This window comes from Mesorhizobium sp. ORS 3428 (genome assembly GCF_001854785.1).
Classification (GTDB): Bacteria; Pseudomonadota; Alphaproteobacteria; order Rhizobiales; family Rhizobiaceae; genus Mesorhizobium.
On the sequence record NZ_MDFL01000135.1, the window covers coordinates 20,303 to 38,571 of the forward strand.

16 protein-coding genes and 1 pseudogene are annotated in these 18,269 nt (G+C 65.1%); 8 read left to right on the top strand and 9 right to left on the bottom strand.

Annotated elements, in window-relative coordinates; genetic code table 11:
• Positions 1-105: 105 nt before the first annotated feature.
• Genes ORS3428_RS22965 through ORS3428_RS22975 form a run of 3 tightly spaced genes read right to left on the bottom strand, consistent with a single transcriptional unit; the run spans position 106 to position 3,871 of the window.
• Positions 106-2,394 carry a xanthine dehydrogenase family protein molybdopterin-binding subunit gene (locus tag ORS3428_RS22965; protein ID WP_071100578.1) on the bottom strand — a complete coding sequence of 763 codons (2,289 nt, stop codon included), beginning with the start codon at positions 2,392-2,394 and terminating at the stop codon, positions 106-108.
• Complete coding sequence (locus ORS3428_RS22970; RefSeq protein WP_071100579.1) at positions 2,391-3,374, bottom strand: FAD binding domain-containing protein; 984 nt, start codon at positions 3,372-3,374, stop codon at positions 2,391-2,393. Before ORS3428_RS22970 ends, ORS3428_RS22965 begins: the two co-directional genes overlap by 4 nt.
• Entirely contained in the window at positions 3,371-3,871 is a 501-nt protein-coding gene (locus tag ORS3428_RS22975; protein WP_083355262.1) for a (2Fe-2S)-binding protein, read from the bottom strand. The genes ORS3428_RS22970 and ORS3428_RS22975 overlap by 4 nt, the downstream gene beginning before the upstream one ends.
• A 462-nt stretch (positions 3,872-4,333) precedes the next feature.
• On the opposite strand from ORS3428_RS22975, the gene ORS3428_RS22980 reads away from it, so the two are divergent.
• Positions 4,334-4,957 (top strand): TetR/AcrR family transcriptional regulator, encoded by a 624-nt coding sequence (locus ORS3428_RS22980; protein ID WP_108723142.1) that lies wholly within the window; start codon positions 4,334-4,336, stop codon positions 4,955-4,957.
• A 139-nt stretch (positions 4,958-5,096) separates the two neighbouring features.
• Here the strand turns inward: ORS3428_RS22980 and ORS3428_RS22985 are convergent, their stop codons facing one another.
• The 3 genes from ORS3428_RS22985 to ORS3428_RS22995 are packed head-to-tail and all read right to left on the bottom strand — an operon-like array spanning position 5,097 to position 10,124.
• Positions 5,097-5,477, bottom strand: coding sequence for a response regulator (locus ORS3428_RS22985; protein WP_071100580.1), 381 nt, complete (start codon positions 5,475-5,477; stop codon positions 5,097-5,099).
• Positions 5,474-9,070 carry a CheR family methyltransferase gene (locus ORS3428_RS22990; protein WP_071100581.1) on the bottom strand — a complete coding sequence of 1,199 codons (3,597 nt, stop codon included), beginning with the start codon at positions 9,068-9,070 and terminating at the stop codon, positions 5,474-5,476. The genes ORS3428_RS22985 and ORS3428_RS22990 overlap by 4 nt, the downstream gene beginning before the upstream one ends.
• Positions 9,024-10,124 (bottom strand): chemotaxis protein CheB, encoded by a 1,101-nt coding sequence (locus ORS3428_RS22995; RefSeq protein WP_071100582.1) that lies wholly within the window; start codon positions 10,122-10,124, stop codon positions 9,024-9,026. Before ORS3428_RS22995 ends, ORS3428_RS22990 begins: the two co-directional genes overlap by 47 nt.
• A gap of 153 nt (positions 10,125-10,277) precedes the next feature.
• Here ORS3428_RS22995 and ORS3428_RS23000 point away from each other — a divergent pair, with 153 nt between their 5' ends.
• Positions 10,278-11,108: an aldo/keto reductase gene (locus ORS3428_RS23000; protein ID WP_071100583.1), complete on the top strand. Its 831-nt coding sequence runs from the start codon at positions 10,278-10,280 to the stop codon at positions 11,106-11,108.
• Positions 11,109-11,244: 136 nt separating this feature from the next.
• Here ORS3428_RS23000 and ORS3428_RS23005 read toward each other — a convergent pair whose 3' ends face one another.
• Complete coding sequence (locus ORS3428_RS23005; RefSeq protein ID WP_244508074.1) at positions 11,245-11,568, bottom strand: endonuclease domain-containing protein; 324 nt, start codon at positions 11,566-11,568, stop codon at positions 11,245-11,247.
• A 334-nt stretch (positions 11,569-11,902) separates the two neighbouring features.
• Between ORS3428_RS23005 and ORS3428_RS23010 the strand changes: the two genes are divergently transcribed.
• The 5 genes from ORS3428_RS23010 to ORS3428_RS23030 all read left to right on the top strand — a co-directional run bounded on the left by ORS3428_RS23010 (position 11,903) and on the right by ORS3428_RS23030 (position 16,468).
• Positions 11,903-12,907 carry a LacI family DNA-binding transcriptional regulator gene (locus ORS3428_RS23010; RefSeq protein WP_071100611.1) on the top strand — a complete coding sequence of 335 codons (1,005 nt, stop codon included), beginning with the start codon at positions 11,903-11,905 and terminating at the stop codon, positions 12,905-12,907.
• A 282-nt stretch (positions 12,908-13,189) separates the two neighbouring features.
• Entirely contained in the window at positions 13,190-13,981 is a 792-nt protein-coding gene (locus tag ORS3428_RS23015) for a 3-methyl-2-oxobutanoate hydroxymethyltransferase (RefSeq protein ID WP_071100584.1), read from the top strand.
• 8 nt (positions 13,982-13,989) lie between these two features.
• Entirely contained in the window at positions 13,990-15,000 is a 1,011-nt protein-coding gene (locus ORS3428_RS23020) for a sterol desaturase family protein (protein ID WP_071100585.1), read from the top strand.
• Positions 15,001-15,137: 137 nt separating this feature from the next.
• Positions 15,138-16,085 carry a substrate-binding domain-containing protein gene (locus tag ORS3428_RS23025; RefSeq protein ID WP_071100586.1) on the top strand — a complete coding sequence of 316 codons (948 nt, stop codon included), beginning with the start codon at positions 15,138-15,140 and terminating at the stop codon, positions 16,083-16,085.
• Between the two features lie 68 nt (positions 16,086-16,153).
• The gene (locus ORS3428_RS23030) at positions 16,154-16,468 is read left to right on the top strand and encodes a MocE family 2Fe-2S type ferredoxin (RefSeq protein ID WP_071100587.1); all 315 of its coding nucleotides are present in this window, start codon (positions 16,154-16,156) and stop codon (positions 16,466-16,468) included.
• A gap of 105 nt (positions 16,469-16,573) precedes the next feature.
• On the opposite strand, the pseudogene ORS3428_RS31780 reads toward ORS3428_RS23030, so the two are convergent.
• Together ORS3428_RS31780 and ORS3428_RS23035 are read right to left on the bottom strand one after the other, a co-directional pair.
• Positions 16,574-16,708 (bottom strand): annotated as a pseudogene (locus tag ORS3428_RS31780) (DUF559 domain-containing protein); the annotation flags it as partial.
• A 177-nt stretch (positions 16,709-16,885) separates the two neighbouring features.
• The gene (locus ORS3428_RS23035) at positions 16,886-17,185 is read right to left on the bottom strand and encodes a hypothetical protein (RefSeq protein ID WP_071100588.1); all 300 of its coding nucleotides are present in this window, start codon (positions 17,183-17,185) and stop codon (positions 16,886-16,888) included.
• Positions 17,186-17,369: 184 nt separating this feature from the next.
• On the opposite strand from ORS3428_RS23035, the gene ORS3428_RS23040 reads away from it, so the two are divergent.
• Positions 17,370-18,269: a VOC family protein gene (locus ORS3428_RS23040; protein ID WP_071100589.1), complete on the top strand. Its 900-nt coding sequence runs from the start codon at positions 17,370-17,372 to the stop codon at positions 18,267-18,269.

Genomic DNA, 18,269 nt, shown 5'->3' on the forward strand with positions numbered 1-18,269 from the left:
CGAGGAACCCGAGCTGAATCGATGCCGCGTTCCTTCGCGCCCCCCTCTGGCCTGCCGGCCATCTCCCCCACTTGGGGGGAGATCGGCAGTTTCGGCGCCGGCGCCCTAAATCAACTTCTCCAGCGTGATCGGCAGGTCCCGCACCCTTTTCCCCGTCGCGTGGAACACCGCATTCGCGATTGCCGGCGCCACGCCGACGATGCCGAGCTCGCCCACGCCCTTGCCGCCGAGGGCGGAGGAATGCGGGTCGGGGATGCCGACCGAGATCGTCTGGATGTCGGGGATGTCGGCATTGGTCGGCAGCATGTAGTCGGCGAGGTTGCCGTTGACGATGCGGCCGTGGCGGCGGTCGACGATGCCTTCCTCGAGCAGCGCCTGGCCGATGCCCATGATGATGCCGCCCTTCCACTGGCTCTCGGCCAGCTTCGGGTTGTAGAGCCGGCCGGAATCCAGCGCCGACACCACGCGCGAGACGCGCACCGTGCCGAAATCCTCGTCGACGCGCACCTCGACGAAATGCGCGCACCAGGAATGGCGCGAATAGTCGCCCTCGGTGTGCGGCAGCGCCATGGCGATGGTGGTGTAGTTGTTGTAGCGCTGCTCCGGCGTGAAGCTCGCCGGAACGGTGTCGCCCTTGGCTTCGATCCCCTCCCGGCCGAGCGCCGACAGGAGCTCGCTGATCGACAGCTCCGGCCCCTCGCCGCGCGGCGAGGCGATGCGGCCCTCCTTCACGACAAGCGTGTTCGCCTGCAGCCCATGGAAGGGCGAGCGCGGATCGGAGAGGGCGAGCCCGATCAGCTCGTCCAGCGCCTGGCTCGCCGCCTTGTGGACGGCGCCGGTCATGATGCCGGCGAGCCGCGAGCCGCCGGTCACGCCGGCCCGGGCGAGGCGCGAGTCGCCGAGCTTGACCAGGACCCGCTCCACCGGAACGCCGAGCGTCTCGGCCGCGGTCTGCGCCAGGATCGTGTAGGTGCCCTGGCCCATGTCGATGGAGGAGCTTTCGACCTCGACCGAACCGTCGGAGAGCAGCTTCACCACCGCCTCGCCATAGGCGCGCCGCACCGGATAGGTGCCGGCCGCCATGCCCCAGCCGATGAGGTGATGGCCGTCGCGCATCGAGCGCGGCTCGGCCGAGCGCTTCGCCCAGCCGAAGGCTTCCGCGCCGGCGGCGAAGGCCTCGCGCAATTGCCTGGTCGACCACGCCTTCTTGGTGTGCGGGTCCTGCTCGGCATAGTTGATCAGCCGCATCTCCAGCGGGTCCAGCCCAAGCTCATAAGCGAGCTCGTCGATGGCGCATTCGATGCCGAAGGCGCTGGGGTTCTCGCCCGGCGCGCGTTTTGCCCCCGGTACCACCGTGTTCACCCGCACGACATTCTGCTTCGAGGAGAAGTTGGGCGTGGCATACATGATCGAGGTGACGGCGCCGAGCGGCTCGACCCACGTGCCGTCGACCGCCGTCTCGTTGACGCCGCGATGCACGATCGACTGGATCTTGCCGTTTCTGTCGGCGCCGATCGCGACGGTCTGCCGGGTGGCCGCGCGGCCGCCATAGGAGGTGAAATTCTGCGGACGCGTCAGCACCAGCTTCACCGGCCGTCCGAGCATCTTTGCCGCCGCCGCCGCGACCGCGCTGTGCGCGAGCGCCAGCGCCTTCGAGCCGAAGCCGCCGCCGATATAGGGCGAGACCAGCCGCACTTTCTCGAACGGTATGCCGAACCATTCCGCATAGGTGCGCGCCATGCCGTCCAGCCACTGGCTGGGCTCCCAGACGGTGAGCTCGTCCCCTTCCCAGCGGGCGATCAGCCCGTGCGGCTCCATCGCCGCCTGGAACTCGCGCGGCGTGTTGTAGGCCGCGCAGATGCGCACCGGCGCCTCGGCAAAGGTGGCTTCGGCGTCGCCCCATTCCTTGGTCATGGCGTCGATCGGGATGCCGTCGCCGCCGTCGCCGAGGTCGACGATCGCCGGCGCCTCGTCATAGCTGACCTTGACCAGCGCCGCCGCGGCGACCGCCTGTTCGAAGGTCTCGGCCACGACCGCCGCGACATGCTGGCCCGAATAGGTGACCTCGCGGGCGAGGGGGCAGTAGGTTTTTCTGGATGGCGGGCTGCCGAACCAGTCCGAGGCGCCCCTCAGTTCCATGATGGTGTCGGGCGTCAGCACGGCGAGCACGCCGGGCGCTGTCTCCGCCGCCCTGCTGTCGATCGCGGTGACCTTGCCGGCGGCGATTGTTGCGCCGATCAGCACCGCATGCGTCAACCCTTCGAGCTGCTGTTCGAAGGCGTAATGCGCCGCACCCGTGATCTTGGCCGGGCCGTCGACGCGCGACAGCCTTCCGCCGACGGCTTCGAGGCGCGCGCTGTCCGACGCTGCGTGTTTCATCTCATGAACGGTCATGCCGTCTCTCCCAATTTGAGGATGGCTCTGGCGACAACGCGAGGGGCAAGCGCGATCTTGTAGTGGTTGGCGCCGTGGTCGACTGCGCCCTCCATGGCGAGCTCGCTCGCCTTGCGCACGGTGGCCTCGTCGAGCGGCTTGCCCTTCAGCGCCTCCTCGACGGCGCGCGCCCGCCAGGGCTTGGTGGCGACGCCGCCGAGCGCGACGCGGATATCGCGGATGGTGCGGCCGTCACCCTCGAGCTCCAGCCCGACGGCGGCGCTCGCCGCGGCGAATTCATAGGACTGGCGGTCGCGCACCTTGAGATAGGTCGAGCGTCTGGCAGCCGCCGAACCCGGGATCTCGATCGCCGTGATCACCTCGCCCGGGCGGATGTCATGCTCCTGCTCGGCCGTGGCGCCGGGGGCGAGGAAGAAGTCCTCGACCTTGAGCTTCCGCTCGCCGAGATCGACTTCGGCGTCGAAGGCGACGAGCGCTATGGCGAGGTCGCCCGGATAGGTGGCGATGCAGGCCTCGCTGACGCCCAGCACCGCTTGGCCGCGCGTCACGCCGCCGATCGCCGAGCAGCCGCTGCCCGGCGTGCGCTTGTTGCAGGCCGGGAAGTTTTGCGGATCGCGGAAGTAGGGACAGCGCGTGCGCTGCATCAGATTGCCGCCGATGGTCGCCATGTTGCGGAGCTGCGCCGAGGCCGCCTGCCAGAGCGCTTCCGAGACCGCCGGGAAATGGCTTTTCACCTGGCTATGGTCGGCGACATGGCTCATCCTGGCCAGGGCGCCGATCACCGCGCGCTCGGCGCTGACATCGATGGCGTTGAGCCCCTCGATATGGCTGATGTCGATGACGGTGGCAGGTTCCACGACGCCGCATTTGGCGAGGTCGACCAATGTCGTGCCGCCGGCAAGCAGCATGGCGCCGGGAAGCACGGCCGCATTGCGCGCGGCCTCGACGCTGTCGGCGCGGAGGTAGAAGAAATCCTTCATGAGCGGAGCTCCCTGGCTGCCTGGCGGACGGCGGCGACGATGTGCGGATAGGCGCCGCAGCGGCACAGATTGCCGGCCATGTATTCGCGGATTTCCTCGTCGGAGCCGGCATGGCCTTCGCGGATGCAGGCGACCGCCGACATGATCTGTCCCGGCGTGCAATAGCCGCACTGGAAGGCGTCCTGTTCGAGGAAGGCCGCCTGCACGGCATTGAGCGTGCCGTCCTCGTCGGCCAGCCCCTCGATGGTTGTGATCGAGCGGCCCTCGACCTGTGCCGCCAATGTCAGGCAGGCCAGCACCCTTTGGCCGTCGACATGCACGGTGCAGGCGCCGCACTGGCCCTGGTCGCAGCCCTTCTTGGTGCCGGTCAGATGCAGCCGCTCGCGCAGCGCATCGAGCAGCGTCACGCGCGGCTCGATGTCCAGCGCATGATCGCGCCCGTTGATGGTGAGGTGGATGGAAAGCGTGGTGGGACTGATGGTGGCYTGGTCATTCATAGGGCGTCGGGCTCCGATTGCTGGACGCTAGGCGGATGGAAATGGGGCTTGGCGGGAGAGGGGCAAGGGCGAGGTCGAAGTCGGGCGAGGGCGTAGAAGCTGCCAATCTCCCCCCTTGCGGGGGAGATGCCCGGCAGGGCAGAGGGGGGGGTGTGAAGGAATGAGGCGTTTGCGATCTACATTCGTGGTGAGAATCTGTCGGAAGGAAGCGCCTGTCAGAAGCTGATACGCTGGCGGGACAGCACCCCCCTCTGTCCTGCCGGACATCTCCCCCGCAAGGGGGGAGATCAAGCTCGTCGTCGCCTCCGCCCTTCTCCAGCGAACCGGTGAAGCTTTCCGTCCTTCAACACGTGACATACCGCTTCCCCTGATTATATGATAAAGATGCTCCACTAAGCGGAGGAACCTCCGCTTATCTACGTGGGGGCTGGGCCGCTTGCGTTCAAGCCCGATATTGCGAGAGTGGAGAAAAAACTGTCCGACCAGCCGCCAGAAACGCCCGAACGGCCAGCGCGAAAGCCGCTGCGCGCCGATGCGCAGCGCAACCGCGACAAGCTGGTCGAGGTGGCGGCGCAGGCTTTTGCGAGCGATGGCGTCGATACCTCGCTGGAGGAGATCGCAAAGCGGGCAAGGGTCGGCATCGGCACGCTCTACCGGCACTTTCCGACGCGCGAGCATCTGGTCGAAGTGGTCTACCGCCGCGAGGTGGAGGGTCTCTGCCAGGCGGCGGAGGAACTCGCCCGCGAGCATCCGGCCGATGTCGCGCTGGARCTATGGATGCAGCGCTTCGTCGACTACATCGCCACCAAGCGCGGGCTCGCCACCAGCCTTCGCATCCTGCTCACCACCAACTCGACGCTGTTCTCCGACACCTCCGGCCGCGTCTCCAACGCGCTGCGCGGGCTGGTCGAGCGGGCTGCCGCTTCGGGAAAAATCCGCGCCGATGTCGATGCGTCCGATGTGCTCCATGCGCTGGGCGGCATCTACTCCGCCCCCAACACCCCCGACTGGCGCGAGCGCTCGGGCCGGCTGGTGAAGCTCTTGATGGACGGCTTGCGCTTCGGGGCGATGAATTCGTCATCCTAGGGTCTGCGCTGCGTCGCTTCGCTCCTTGCTTCGCCCTAGGACGACGAAATCACCGGACAGCGCCCCCTCTGTCCTGCCGGACATCTCCCCCTTGGGCGGAGATTGGCACCTTCGCCCAAGGCGCTTCCCCTCCGTCGCCTCACTGTCGATGCTCGGCGAAGCGCGAGACCGCCTCGATGAGTAATTTGGACTCGACGGGTTTCGACAGCCGCGGCGAATCCCGGAATCGATCGGGGAAGATCGTGGTGCTGTCGTAGCCGGTGAGGAAGACGAAAGGGACATCTCGCGTGGCGAGATGTTCGGCGATGGGAAAGCTGCGTTCRCCGCGCAGGTTGACGTCGAGCACCGCGCCGTCGAGCGTAACCCCGTCGATGCTTTTCAGCGCCTGCTCCACCGAGGGCTCCGGGCCGATCACGGTGCACCCCGCCGCTTTCAACTCGTCGGCCAGGTCGCAGGCAATCAGGAAGCTGTCCTCGACGACGAGGATCCGCAGCCCTGGTATGGGAGTCATCTCGTTCATGTTTTGCCTGGGCGAAAGATGTGGTCGGAAACTTCCATCCGACGCAACGGAATCTCAAGGAGACACTCGAGGCCGGAAGGCTTGAAGCTCAGTCCGGCGCTGCCGCCCAATTCATATTCCAAACTCTGCTGGATGAAGGTTGTTCCGAAATTCCTTCGTGACGGCTCCTCGACCGGCGGCCCGCCGGTTTCCTTCCACTTGATCGAGAACATACGCGGTTTTTCGATTGCCCAGGAGACCTCGACGCGGCCGTTTTCGGCCGAAAGCGCTCCATATTTGGCGGCATTGCTGGCGAGCTCGTAGAACACAAGGCCGAGCGTCGCGGCCGTGCTTGCGTTGAGGTGGAACGGGCGGCCCCGCAGGACGAGGTTCTGGCGCTCCTCGCTGATATAGGGGGAGAGCGTCGCCCTGATCAGCTGCTCGAGGTCGGCGTCTCCCCAATTGTGCGCCGACAGGACCTCGTGCGTGCGTGCCGTCGCCTGCAGGCGCTCCTGGAAGGACGTCGCGAAATCCGCCATCGAACTCGACGAGCGCATCATGCGTGAGCTGAGCGAGGTGATCGTGGCGAGGACGTTCTTCACGCGATGCTGCAATTCATGCAGCAACCTTTCCTGGCTGCGCTCCGCGTCCTTGTTGCTCGATATGTCGACCAGCGCCGCGATGGCGCCCCGGACCTTCCCGGATTCGTCGAACAGCGGGTTGGCCGACATCTTCACGTCGATGCTGCTGCCGTCGTCATGCTCGATCCGCGCCTCATAGCCGTGGATGGCCTTGCCCGTCCGTATCGCCTTCTGCAGGGGTTGATCGTCCCTTTCCACGGCCTTGCCGTCGACAGTGAGAGGCAGGACGGCCGAGACCGGCGTCAGCTTGCCGTCCGTGGCATGCCGGCCGACGAGTTCCACGGCACGGCGATTGGCGCGTATCTTCTCGCCATGTCCGTCCTCGGCGATGAAGATGCCCACAGGCACCACGTCAAAGAGCGTTTCCAAGCTGTCGACACGGTTGCGCAGGTCGTGTGTGAGAGCATCGATCTTTTCCTCCGCCCGCGCGATCTGGGTGACGTCGACGAAGGTGACGACGACGCCGGCAATGACATTGTCGACCGTGCGGTAGGGCAGCACGCGCATGATGTAGCGCCTGCCATTGTCGACACCCTCGATCTGCCGCTCGATGGTGCCGAGCCGCTGCAGCACCWGTTCCATGTCGGTCTGAAGTCCGTCGGCCGGAAAGCGCGGCCGGACATGTGCGAGCGGACGGCCGACATCGCTTTCGACCAGTCTGAACAGGTCGCGCGCCGTCGGCGTGAAGCTCTTGATGCAGAGGTCGCGGTCGAGGAACACTGTGGCGATCTGCGTGCTTTCGAGCAGGTTCGCCATGTCGTTGTTGGCACGGCTGAGCTCGTCAACGCGGATGTTGAGCTCGGCATTGACGGTCTGCAGCTCCTCGTTGATCGACTGCAGCTCTTCCTTGGAGGTTTCCAGCTCCTCGTTGGAGGATTGCAGCTCTTCATTGATCGACGACAGCTCCTCATTCGAGGATTTCAGCTCTTCGTTGGCGGATTCGAGCTCCTCCGTCGTGATCTGCAGCCGTTCCCGGGTTTCTCTAAGCTCTTTTTCGAGCTGGCTGACATTGGCGCTCTCGACATCATCGGTGGTGTGGACCGGCTCGTCCTCGGTCTCCGGCTTGATGCCGCCAATGTCGCGGAACACGACCAGGTAGAGCGGATCGGAGGGGCCGTCAGACGGCAGCGGCTGTACGGCGAGGCTGATAGTCTGGCGCCCACCATTGGTGCCGATGCTGATCTTGTTCTGGACCGTGACCTGTCCCGTGCTGACCGCCTTGTGGAGCGCCGCACGCAAATCCATGCGCAACCCGCGGCGCGCCATGGAAAAGATGTTGTGGTCGGGGGCGCCAGCGGCGAGCTCCAGATATTTGCCTGTCCCGGCCGAGCTGTGCATCAGTTCGCCGGCGGCATTGATGACCACATAAGCCGGCGAATAGCGCTCGATGAGGTAGCGCTCCGCGACATCTTGCAAGGTTACCGTCGCGGTCCTCTGTCGCGCGTTCGGGGCCGTCTGCCTGCCTGCGGCGGCGAGCGGAAATTCCGGCAGCCGCTGCGCCGAGCCCACGCGCTTCTGGAAGATGCGGCTCGACTTGTCGATGGTCGAGAACAGGCGCACATGGCGCGTGACGTTCTCCGAGGAGCCGAGAAAAAGATAGCCGCTGCTGCGCAGTGAATAGTGGAAGATCGGAACGATCTTCTCCTGCAGTTCTGGGCCCATATAGATCAGGAGGTTCCGGCAGGCGATCAGGTCGAGCTTGGAAAAGGGAGGATCGCGCAACAGGTTGTGCGCCGAGAACAGGCAGATTTCACGCAGATMGGAGGCGACACGATAGGTGCCGTCCTCGCGCGAGAAGAACTCCTTCAGCCGCTTCGGCGTGACGTCGGTCGCGATCGTCGCCGGATAGCGCCCGGCGCGGGCTACTTCCAGTGYGCCCTCGTCGATGTCGGTGGCAAATATCTGCAGGCTGGGCGAGGCAGCACCGCGCGGCGCGGTCTCCTTGAGCAGCATGGCGATCGAATAAGCCTCCTCGCCGGTGGCGCAGCCCGGCACCCAGATCCTGATCGTCTCGTCCGGCTTGCGACCCTCGAAAAGCTTGGGGATGACGAGCCGCTCGAGCGCTTCGAAAGCCTGCGGGTCACGGAAGAAACTGGTCACGCCGATGAGCAGATCCTGGAACAAGAGGTCCACCTGCTGCGGCTCGTCGCGCAGTCGTTCGTAGAAGGCTGTGGGATCGTCGATCTGCAGCACCTGCATGCGGCGTTGGATGCGTCGCAGGATGGTGTTGTCCTTGTAGCCGCTGAAATCATGGCCGGTGCGCACGCGAAGCAGGGCCGCGATGCGCGAAAGCTGTTCGGCAACGTCGCGCTTGCGGCGGTCGCGCTCGCTTTCGGTACGCTTGGCGTGGCTGAAATAGCCGACCAGCTTTGCCGCCATCTCCTCCGCGGGAAGCACCATGTCGATCATGCCGCTCTGCACGGCGCTTCGCATCATCCCGTCATATTCGGCACTTTCCTGCGCAAGCGTCAGCCCGCCGAGTTCCTTGATCGCCCTCAGTCCGATGGTGCCGTCGCTGCCCGTCCCGGAAAGAATGATTCCGGCCGCATCCTCTCCTTGAWCCCGCGCCAGCGAGGTGAAGAAATCGTCGATCGGGGTCCGTTTGGCACGCGTAGTGGTCATCTTGGCCACGTGAAAATGCTGCCCCTCGACGGTCACCGAGACGCCGGGAGGGGTGACGTAGATGTGGTCCGGCTCAATCTCGAGGCCCTCGGCCGCCGTTTTGGTTTCGATTGCGGTTGAGCGCTGGATGATGCTTGCGAGCACGCTTTCGTGCTCGGCGTCGAGGTGCTGGATCACCACATAGGCAAAACCGCTGCCGGCCGGCACTTCGGGAAAGAATTTCTGGAGCGCTCCGATCCCGCCTGCCGACGCGCCGATCCCGATGATTGGGAAGGGTGGGGGCTCTTTCGCGCTTTCGCGCGAATTAGCCCTCACCTTCCTGGTGCTTGCCTTCCTCGCCGACTGCGCCATCGTCTGTTGCCTGCACCCGCCTGCTTTCGAGAATGCGCTCGATCAGAGCGGCATCCGCTTCGTATTCCTTTGCCCGCCGGCCAAACTCGCTGGCGAGTTGGGAGCGATGCTGTGTCTTTTCCCGCTCGGCCATGCGCCGGGCAAACTCAGCCCGCTGCTGGTGCGACCGCAGCAGGCTCCACAAGATCTCGTCGGCCTCGATCGCCTGCGCTTCCATAACCGCGTCGGCGGTAAAGGCGTGCCCGGTATGGCACCGGTAGCGCAGCATGTCACCATCTTCGATCTCCCACAGCGGCCCGTGGCATTCCGGGCATGTAAACACCGACAGTTCGCCAAGTCGATCTTCATTTTTCATGGTCGAATGCTCCTGTGCGGCGACGGCCGCTTCCAGCCTGACAGCGGGCGGCGCGGGCAAGGTTTTGCCGGCCGGCTCGGCTGCCAGCTTTGCAAGTAAGCTGCCGAGCTCGGCTGCCGGCACGCAATGGTCGATCTCGACATAGTGCAGCGCGCTTTCCACCATCGCAGGCACTAGCGTGTCCCTGGGGTGCTGGACGACAGCAACGCCGCCGACAGCCTTGACGGCCCTCAGGCCTGCGGTGCCATCGGAAAGCGAACCCGAGAGCAGCACGCCGATGACGCTTGCGCCGTAGCTCAGCGCCGCCGAGCGGAGCAGCGGATCTATCGCCGGCCGGGCGAGGTTCTCGCGCGGGCCGCGCCGCAGCATCATGTGATCGTTGTGCAGCAGAAGATGGAAGCCGGGTGGCGCCACATAGATGTTGCCGGCCTTGAAGGTCGCGCCGTTCTTGGCAACCGAGGTTTTGAGGGTTGCCGCGTGGGCGAGGATTGCCGGCAGATAGCTGACCTGGCCGACATGGACAACGACGAAGACGGCTGCCGGCAGATCGGGCGGCAGGTCGCTTGCGATCGTCTTCAGCGGCTCGATTCCACCTGCCGACGCGCCGATGACGATGATGAAGCGGTTGCGAACCTGTCCTTGCGGCGAGCTTGTCTCATTCTCGCGAGCAGATGAAATACGCTTTCTAACGTCTGCCATGGCACCCGTGGTTCGCGCCCCCCGCTTAACCATAAGTCGGCCAAGGGCGACTAGGTTCCACGGTGCGGTGGGCAGCTTCGGTGTCATCGACTCGCATTCATCAGCGTGCAGCCTAGATAGAGCGGGGCAAAAAACGTGCAGAAGGAATCACCMATGCCTGAACAGCTGACATTGAACGACGGCGCCTCCATTCCCCAGATCGGGCTTGGCGTGTGGCAGGTCGATCCGGGCATCACGGCAAAAGTGGTGCGCTGGGGCATCGAGGCCGGCTACCGGCTGATCGACACCGCCGAAGGCTACCAGAACGAGGAAGGCGTCGGCGAGGCGATCCGCGCCGCCGGCGTGCCGCGCGGCGAGCTGTTCATCACCTCGAAGCTGCGCAACGGCGGGCATCAGCGCGATGCGGCGCTGCGCTCCTTCGACGACACGATGCGAAAACTCGGCATCGACGAGATCGACCTCTTCCTCATCCACTGGCCGGTGCCCAGCCAGGGCAAATATCTCGAGGCCTGGAAGACGCTGGTCGAGCTCAAGCAAGCCGGCCGCATCAAGTCGGTCGGTGTCTCGAACTTCAACCAGGACCATCTGGAGCGCATCATCGGCGAGACCGGCGTGACGCCCGCCGTTAACCAGATCGAGCTTCACCCGCGCTTCCAGCAGCGCGGCAGCAGGGAGTTCCACAAGCGGCACGACATCAAGATCGAAAGCTGGAGCCCGCTGGGCAGCGGCCGGCTGCTCGCCGACCCGACGCTCGGGGAAATCGCGAAGAAGCACTCCAAGTCGGTGGCGCAGGTCATCATCCGCTGGCACCTGCAGGAGGGCCTGATCGTCATCCCGAAGTCCATCCACCAGGACCGCATCGCCGCCAATTTCGACGTCTTCGATTTCGAACTGKATGCAGGCGATTTGCAGACCATCCGCGGCATGGATTCCGCCGACGGCCGCACCGGACCGGACCCGGCGACCGCGGCGTTTTTGTTCTGAGGCGTGGTCCTGCAACGCCGGCGATTGGCGAAAGCGGCCGCGACGTCTGATCTCCCCCCAAGTGGGGGAGATGTCCGGCAGGACAGAGGGGGGCGCTGTCCCGCCGACCTATCGGATGAGACCGCTCGCCGACCTCTCACGTCGGACCAGCCAATCCCGCCACAATAACAATGTGCTGACAGACATTGTCGATGTCGCGGATCACATCGTTGTTCCAGAAGCGCAGGACGGTCCAGCCATCCTGCTCTAGCCGCTTGGTTCTGCCTTCATCGGCTTCCGCATGACCCGCGTCGCCATGCTGCGAGCCATCGACCTCCACGATCAGCTTCTTCTCCGGGCAAGCGAAGTCGACGATGTAGCCCGCGATCGGAAATTGCCTGCGGAAGCCAAGACCCATGAGCCGGTGGGCTCGGAGTTCGTTCCACAACTTCAACTCCGCGTCAGTCATGACCTTGCGCATGGATTTCGCATTGGCGCGATGTCTTGGCGGCGGGGGTGTGTGGGGCATGGTCAAGCTGCGGACTGAGTTTGTGTCGCCGGCATTTCTACCTACGGCGCCCCCCTCTGTCCTGCCGGACATCTCCCCCACGAGGGGGGAGATTGGCAGCTTCGCCGAAGGCGCCATTCCTGCATCGCTGGCGATTGGCGAAAGCCGATGGGACCTCTGATCTCCCCCCTCGTGGGGGAGATGTCCGGCAGGACAGAGGGGGGCGCGAAGGAACGCCAACCTTGCCTTGGAAACCGAATGGCTGCTGGCTACTTTGTCCTCACAAATATCCCCAGGAGCCCCGCCCATTCCAAAGCCGACCTTTCTCGAAATTGCCCGCCGCGCTGGCGTCGGCACGGCGACGGTTGAGCGCGTGTTGAACGGCAGGGGCGGGGTGCGCCCCGAGACCGTCGAGAAGGTGGTCGCCGCCGCCCGCTCGCTCGATTATCCGCGCCGCCTGCCGGAGGCGCATCGCGGCGTCATCCGCATCGAGGTGATCCTGGTGAGGCCGGACGCGACCTTCTTCGCCAGGCTGTCGCGCGCCTTCGAGCGCATTGCCGCCACGCTCGACCGCACCATCGCCGTCCATCGAACTTTCCTCGACGAGGCCAACCCGGCGGCAATCGCGAAGCGCATCCTCGAGCCTGACCTGCGCCGCGCCGCTCTCATCCTCGCCGTGCCCGATCATCCGCTGGTGAGCGCCGCGCTCGCGAAACTGGAAGCGCAAAACATCCCGACGGTGCAGATCGTCACGCAGATCTCCGGCTCGAAGAGCACTTATGTCGGCATCGACAATTACGCCGCCGGCCGCATGGCGGGACTGCTGATGGCGCRCATGCAGCGGCAGCCCGGGAAGGTGGTCGCGATCTGCCACAGCCAGATCTACCGCGTCCACCGCGACCGCGTGCGCGGCTTCTTCGACTACCTGATCGAGCAGGGGCGAGACTTCGAGCCCATAGCAGCGCTCTTCGGTTTCGACGACGGCGACCGCAACGCCGAGCAGCTGCACGAGGCGTTTGTGCGTTGGCCCGACCTTGCCGGCCTCTACAATGCCGGCGGCGCCAACACCGCGCTGAACGAGGTGCTGCGCCGCCATCCACGTGGCCGCGAGATCTTCTTCGTCGGCCACGAACTCACCGAGCGCAGCACGCGGGCCTTGCGCGACGGCACGATGGATGTCGTGCTCGACCAGGCGCCGGAAGCGCAGGCGCGCCGCGCCATCGACCTCGTGCTGGCCGCGCTCAACCTGCACGACCTGCCGGTCGAGAATCCGCCGATCCGCTTCGTCACCTTCACCGCCGAGAACCTCTGATCTGATTTGATCAACGTAGCGCGAGCCTTTGGCGCCGGCGTGGTGCTAACTCGACTGCGAACGGGAGGATGAGCGCGTGTGAATTCTCCCCCTCATCCGGCCGCTTCGCGGCCACCTTCTCCCCGAGGGGATAAGAGGGCCGGCACCGACGTTGCGGCTCCTCTCCCCCGGGGAGAGGTTGGATTGCCCCGAATTGCCCTTCGCAATTCGGTCGGCAATCCGGGTGAGGGGGGACTTTCACGAGCGCGATCGTCCCAACCCGCCAAACGAGGAGGATCACCGGTGACAAGACGGCTGACGGCCTACGACCTGCAGAGCGCCAAGGGCAGCAAGAAATGGCTGCAGCTTCATGTCGACACGCCGGCCGAGGCAGCCGCGGCGGTCGCCTGCGACATCGTCATCCTGTCCTGCGAGCCAGACCATAATCTCGAAGCCATCCGCCAGGCGGCGCCCTTCGCCTTCCTCTCCGTCGGCATGCCGCATGGCGCGGTCGCTTCGCCCGAGGAGGCGGTGCGGCTCGGCTTCGCCATGATGAAGCGCGGCGCCGATGCGGTTTATTGCTCGCATTCGCCGCGCTTCATCGAGGCCATGGCGGCCGAGGGCATTCCCGTCACCGGCCATGTCGGCCTGGTGCCGAACCGCGCCACCTGGACCAACTTCCGCGCCGTCGGCCGCTCGGCCGAAGAAGCCTTCAAGGTGCTGCGCGCGGCAAAGGACCTGGAGAATGCGGGCGCCGCCTGTATCGAGGTCGAGGTGGTGCCGGTGCGCCTCGCCCAACACATCACGCGCTCCACTCCGCTGATCACCATGGGCATGGGTTGCGGCACGGCCTGCGACACGCAGTATCTGTTCTCCTGCGACGTGCTCGGCACCCACACCGGCCACTATCCGCGCCACGCCAAGCGCTATGCCGACTTCGTCACGCTGGAGGCCGAGCTGCAGGAAAAGCGCATCGCCGCCTTCCGCGCCTTCGGCCGCGACGTCGCCGGCGGCACCTATCCGGAAGCGAAGCACCAGGTGGACATGGACGATGCCGCCTACGACCGCTTCCTCACTCTTTCCCAGTCCTTGTGAGGCCAGCCATGGACGATTTGCAATTCGGCACGCGCAACAAAAAAGGCGACTGGGCTCCGAACGAGCCGGCCGGCACCGCGCCGCTCTTTGCCTTCCCGCCGCGCCCGCTGGCGGTGCTGAAATGGCTGCCGCATTACTTCCTGCCCTACAATCTACTCTTCGCCGTCACGGCGGTTGTCTGGTGGCGCTTCGTGCTGCCGGATGTGGAGGTAATGAAGACGCTCTCCCTCGGCTGGATCCTGCGCCTCTTCATCGTCAACTGCGCGGCGCTGCTCGTCTTCTTCGGCGCCTTCGAGCTTCGACTCTACATTTTGAGAGCCCAGGGCAACCGCTTTAAATACAACGGCAAATGGCCGTCGGAGCAGAAGAGCAAGGCCTTCTTCTTCGAGAACCAGAACATCGACAACATGCTGCGCACCTTCGGCACCGGCATGCCGATCTGGACGGCGATCGAGGTGGCGATCCTCTACGCCTACGCCAATGGCTMCGTGCCTTGGCTGACCTTTGCCGAGCACCCGGTCTACCTGTTCTGCATCGCGTTGGTGGTGCCGATCATCCACGAGACGCATTTCTTCCTGCTGCACCGGACGATTCACTGGGGCCCGCTCTACAAATGGGTGCATTCGGTGCACCACAATTCGGTCAACCCGTCGCCCTGGTCGTCGCTGTCGATGCATCCGGTCGAGCAGCTCGGCTATCTCGGCGTCGCCCTCTGGCATCTGATCATCCCGTCGAACCCGCTGCTGGCGCTCTACCAGCTCCACTATGCCGGCTTCGGCGCCATTCCGGGCCATGTCGGCTTCGACAAGGTGGAACTGACCGAGGATCGAGCGGTCGATAGCCACGCCTATATCCACTACCTCCACCACAAATATTTCGAGGTGAATTACGGCGACGGCCTGATCCCGTTCGACCGCTGGTTCGGCACCTTCCACGACGGCAGCAAGGAAGGCGAGGCCCGCATGCAGGCCCGCTACGAGAAGAAGAAGGCGCGCGCCAACGCCGCCGCCGCAAAGTGACGCCCGTGAAGACAGCCGCGTGACGGCCGCGACCGTCCGCCGGTGAGATGGCCTTCGGCCATCCACCCAGGCCATCCCGAAAGGGCCGGAAAGATAAGCGGGGTGAACCGGCACCCATCCGCAAAGGGAGGAAACCCGTGAAGAAGCTTCTCATCTCGACGGCGCTCGCCGCTTTGATGTCGATGCCGACCAGCGCCTTCGCTGCCAAGCTCGGCGTCTCGATCGTCGACTTCGACAATAATTTTCAGACGCTGCTGATGCACGGCATGGAGGCCCGCGCCAAGGAAAAGGGCGCCGACATCCAGATCGAGGACGCGCATAACGACGTCGCCAAGCAACTCGACCAGGTCAAGAACTTCATCGCCAGYGGCGTCGACTCCATCATCGTCACGCTGGTCGACACCAATGCCTCGAAAACCATCAGCGAGGAGGCCGCCAAGGCCGGCATCCCGCTGGTCTTCGTCAATCTCGAGCCGTCGGACATGAAGAACCTGCCAGAGAAACAGGTCTATGTCGGCTCGAACGAAGTCGAGTCCGGCACGCTGGAAGCCTTCGAGGTCTGCAAGATGYTGCGCGCCAGGGGCAAGTCGGCCGGCGCCAGCGCCTACATCATCATGGGCAGCCTCGTGCATCAGGCAGCGCTGCAGCGCACCAAGGATGTCGAGCAGATTTTCGGYACCGACATGTGCAACTTCATCAAGGTCACCGACAAGCAGTCGTCGGAATGGTCGCGCGACAATGCGCAGAACCTGATGACCAACTGGCTGACCGCTGGCGCCGCACCCGACGCCATCATCGCCAACAACGACGAATCCGCCATCGGCGCCATCCTGGCGCTCAAGGCCAACGGCATCGACATGAAGAACGTCGTGGTCGGCGGCATCGACGCCACGCAGGACGGCCTGCAGGCGATGAAGGCCRGCGAGCTCTCTGTGACGGTGTTCCAGAACGCCAAGGGCCAGGGCGGCGGCGGCGTCGATGCAGCGCTTGCGCTCGCCAAGGGCGAAAAGGTCGACCGCGTCGTCTACGTGCCCTTCGAACTGGTCACGCCGGCGAACGCGGCGGAGTACATCAACAAGAACTAGGCTTGGAGCGAGTTTCTGCCGGGGCGGCAATGGCCGTTCCGGCAGCATTGAGATCAAGGAATGCGACAATGACCGGCTGGATCAGGGTCTGCGGCCTCGACGACATCGAACAGGAAGGCGCCCGCCGTTTCGATCATGGCGGCAGGACCTACGCCATCTTCCGCTCAGCCATCGACGAGGTGTTCTGCACCGACGGCCTTTGCACCCATGAGGCGGTGCACATCGCCGACGGCCTGGTCATGGATTACGAGGTTGAATGTCCAAAGCATGCGGGTGCCTTCGACTACCGCACCGGCGCCGCCAAGCGCCTGCCGCCGTGCATTAATCTCAAGACCTATCCGGCAAAGGTGGAGGCGGGCGAGGTGATGGTGGCGTTGGGGTGAAAAGGGCTCCGTCCTCGATTGGCGAAAGCCGTCGCGACGGCCAATCTCCCCCCAAGTGGGGGAGATGTCCGGCAGGACAGAGGGGGGCGCTGTCCCGCCGGCCTCTCAGATCGGACCAGCCAATCCCGCCGAAATAACAATATGCTGGCAGACATTGTCGATGTCGTGGATCACATCGTCGTTCCAGAAGCGGAACACAATCCAGCCGTCCTGTTCCAGACGCTTCGTCCGCAGTGTGTCGGACTCGGCAACACCCGTGTGGGTCATCGCCGGAGGCGCTCAAGACTTAGCAACTCACTGAAGCTTTCACTCTACGGCGCCCCCCTCTGTCCTGCCGGACATCTCCCCCACTTGGGGGGAGCTCGGCTGTCGCCGCCGCTTTCGCCAGTCGCCAGGGGGAGAAGGAGAGGGGGTCGCCTAAATCCCTTCCCCATCCACCAGCGGCACGTCATCGCCTTCCCAAGGGCTCGGCATCGAACCGCGGCCGGCCGTGGGCAGCGGCATCCAGCATCTGAGCTCCGGCTCGGCATATTCGACGATGCGGCCGGGCGAGGAGTCGGACGCCCGCCAGCCTTCCTCGCCGAACTGGTCGGCGCGCGACCAGTAGGCCATGTCGACCTCGGCCGGCCCCTGCTCGGACGAGCGCACCGTGACCAGGATGCGGCTGCCGTCCCTCGGCGCGCTCGCCATGTTGCGCCAGYGATCGGGCTCGTCCATGTGAATTCCTCCTGCCTGAAGCAATCCGGGAAAACCGTGCAGCGGCTTTCCATCCGAAATTGCCTAAATCGAAATACCTCGGCAATACTCGCCRCCAGCCGGGGAGGGGTCAACCCGAACTTGGCGCGAGACAGAAATATCATTCACGGCTAATATTGATCGACTGCAATCGGGGTTGGCGACAATGGGCGAAGGATTGCTGTCTGGCGCCACGCGCCTGGGGCCAGTGCATCTCAGGGTGACCGACATCCCGGCGGCCCTGGCCGTCTGGCGCGACACGCTCGGGCTTGGGCTCGACGGCGAGGACCGCGCGATCGCCAGGCTCGGCGCCGGCGGCAGGACGCTGATCGTGCTCCATGCCGGGGCGAATGTTCCCCTGCCGCAGAAGTCGCGCGGTCTCTTCCATGTCGCGATCCATGTGAAGACGCGCCGCGACCTTGCCCACGCCGCCGCCCGGCTCAAGGCGTCGGGCTTCAGATATAGCGCGCAGGACCACCTCGTTTCGGAATCGCTCTACGTGTCCGACCCGTCCGGCAATGGCATCGAGGTCTGCTTCGACACACCGGCGCGTTTCCTTCGCCGGGAAGTTTCGGCCGACGGCCGCGTGGCGCTGATCGCCGCCGACGGCAGCGCGCATTCCGGGCTGGAGCCGCTGGATATGCCGGGCCTGCTGCGCGATCTCGGCAATTCCGGCCATGTCGAACCCCGGATGGCGACGGATGCCTTCATCGGCCACATTCATATGCGCGCCCGCGCGCCCGAAACGCTGATGGAATTCTACCTCGGCGTGCTCGGCTTCACGCCGCACATCCAGTCCAGAAGCTTCGGCATGTTCGACTGCGGCACCGGGCTGCGGCCGCATATGGTGGCCTTCAACATCTGGGCGCGCGAGGAACTGCGCGAGCCGCCGCCGGGCGCCGCCGGCCTCGACCGTTTCACGGTGGAGCTTGCATCGGCGGAGGAACTGGCCGCCGCGGCGCTGAGGCTCGAGGCCGCCAATGTGCCATCGAAAAGGGCGGGCGGCGCGATCGAGACCGCGGATCCGGAGGGCAATCGCTTGCGGCTCGTGGCGCAGCGCGGTTGA